Annotated in this window: 4 protein-coding genes; all 4 read left to right on the forward strand. The window is 67.4% G+C overall.

Annotation, left to right across the window (positions count from 1 at the left end; translation table 11 throughout):
• A partial coding sequence (locus VKG64_08540; protein HKB25087.1) for an aspartate/glutamate racemase family protein occupies positions 1-477 on the forward strand: 477 nt, incomplete at its 5' end.
• Positions 468-1382, forward strand: a complete 915-nt coding sequence (gene puuE, locus VKG64_08545; protein HKB25088.1) for an allantoinase PuuE — start codon at positions 468-470, stop codon at positions 1380-1382. The genes VKG64_08540 and puuE, both read left to right, overlap by 10 nt.
• Positions 1383-1395: 13 nt before the next feature.
• Positions 1396-1953 (forward strand): ureidoglycolate lyase, encoded by a 558-nt coding sequence (locus VKG64_08550; GenBank protein ID HKB25089.1) that lies wholly within the window; start codon positions 1396-1398, stop codon positions 1951-1953.
• 63 nt (positions 1954-2016) lie between these two features.
• Positions 2017-2284, forward strand: a 268-nt coding sequence (locus VKG64_08555) for an ABC transporter substrate-binding protein (protein ID HKB25090.1), incomplete at its 3' end; no start/stop codon positions are given.

Here is a 2284-nt window from a genome sequence, read left to right on the forward strand (position 1 = left end):
GGCACGGGAGCTGTGAAGGAAGCCCTCGAGGTGCCCGTGGTCTCCATGGCGGAGGCCGCGATGGGGATGGCCGTGCCGCTCTGTCACCGCTTCGCGATCGTGACCACGGCCGCCCGCATGATCCCGTATACGGAAGACGTGGTCCAGCTCGTCGGCTTCGCCTCCCGTTGCGCGGGCGTGAGGGCCGTCGAGCTTCCACCCATCGGCGAAGGCTCCCTGGACGAGCAGCGGGTCCTCGACGAGCTCGGCGCGGTGATAAGTAGCGTGACGGGGGACATGGGCGCGGACCTCGTCATTCTCGGCGGTGCCCGCCTCTCGCCCTACGCGGCGGCGGCGCGCGAGCGAAGCCGGGCGCCGATCCTAGAGCCGGTCTCGTGCGGCGTGCAGATGGCCGAGGCGCTCGTGCGGCTCGGCTTGGCGCAGAGCAAGGCAGGCAAGTTCGCGGCGCCGCCCCGCGACCTCAAGGAATACGAATGAGCTATCCGAGAGATCTCGTCGGCTACGGCAGGCACACGCCCGATCCCAAGTGGCCGGGCGGAGCGCGCCTGGCGCTTCAGATCGTCATGAACTATGAGGAAGGAGGCGAGCGCTCCATCCTCCACGGCGACGCCGAATCCGAGGCCTTCCTCCACGAGGTGGTGGCAACGGAGCCGCTGCCGGGGGTCCGCAACATGAACGTCGAATCGGTGTACGAGTACGGCAGTCGAGCTGGCTTCTGGCGCCTCCTGCGGATGTTCGCGGACCGAAACATCAAGATCACGGTCTATGCCGTCGCCATGGCCCTTGAACGCCATCCGGAGGCCGCGGCCGCCATTTTAGAGGCGGGTCACGAGGTCATGAGCCACGGATGGCGGTGGATCGATTACCAGTACATGAGCGAGGATGAAGAGCGCGCTCACATGCGTCGTGCGATCGAGGTGCTGGCGCGACTCACGGGCAGCCGCCCCCTTGGTTGGTACACCGGCCGGCAGAGCCCGAATACCCGGCGGCTGGTCGTCGAGGAGGGCGGCTTCCTCTACGACGCCGACTCCTACAACGATGACCTGCCGTACTGGGTGACCGTGTCCGGGAAGAGCCACCTGGTCATTCCGTACACGATGGACAATAACGACATGAAGTTCGGAGGAGTGCAGGGGTTCAATACGGGCGAGGATTTCTACACCTATCTGCGCGACGCATTTGACGTTCTCTATGCCGAGGGGGCGAGGGCGCCCAAGATGATGTCCGTCGGGCTCCACATGCGGCTGGCAGGCCGCCCCGGCCGCGCGGCCGGTCTCGCGCGCTTCCTCGATCACGTGCTCAAGCACGACGGCGTCTGGATGTGCCGTCGGGTGGACATCGCGCGGCACTGGATGGCCACTCACCCGTACCAGGGCGCTTGAGAAGGACCACGCGATGGCGCCGGGGACCGTGACGCGCCTCATCGCCGAGCCGCTGACCGAGGAGGCCTTTCGTCCGTTCGGGCAGCTCATAGGCGAGGGCTCGGCCGCGCCAGACTTTCGGGGGGAGAAGGGCACGGTCGGGTGGTCCATGGACTGGCGCGGCGGCCGAGCCAAGATCTCCTACCTTCTCACCCCGTATCGGGGACTGGATTTCACCAAGCTCGAGCGGCATCTCGCTTTGACCCAGGCGTTCGTTCCCATCGGCGGCGCGCCGGCAGTCGTCGCGGTCGCGGCGCCCACGGATCCGCGCGATCGAGACGCCGTGCCGGGGCCCGAGACCGTGCGCGGGTTCCTCCTCGACGGCAGCGTGGGCTACGTGCTCCACGCGGGCACCTGGCATAGCCTCGACCGCTTGGCCGTGGCTCCTCCCGACACGCGCTGGGTCATGATCACGGATCACGAGACCGCCGAAGATCTGGAGGCTGCCTACACGGGGCGAGGCGGCTTCGCGCTGACGGAGGAGGTGGATTTCGCGGTCCGATTCGGCACGACGTTCGAGTTCGTCCTCTAACACGCGACAGACTGGAGGCCATTCATGAGCGGTATCACACGGCGGCAGGTCTTGATCGGAGGAGTGGCGGGCGCGACGGCCTTGACGGCCGGCCGGGCCTGGGCGCAGCAGAAGGAACTGATCGCCAATACCTATGGCGGCGGATGGGAGCAGGGGCACAAGCAGGCCATCGCCGATCCGATCGAGAAGAAGACGGGCGCCAAGGTCATCCTCATCCCGATGCTCGCCAACGAGCTCGTGGCGCGCATCAAGGCGGCGGGGGGCGCCAAGCCGCCGGTGGACGTGGCGCTGGTCGACGACGGCCCCTTCCTGACGGCCATCAAGGAGGACG

It is taken from the genome of Candidatus Methylomirabilota bacterium (assembly GCA_035260325.1).
In the GTDB taxonomy this organism is placed as follows: domain Bacteria; phylum Methylomirabilota; class Methylomirabilia; order Rokubacteriales; family CSP1-6; genus AR19.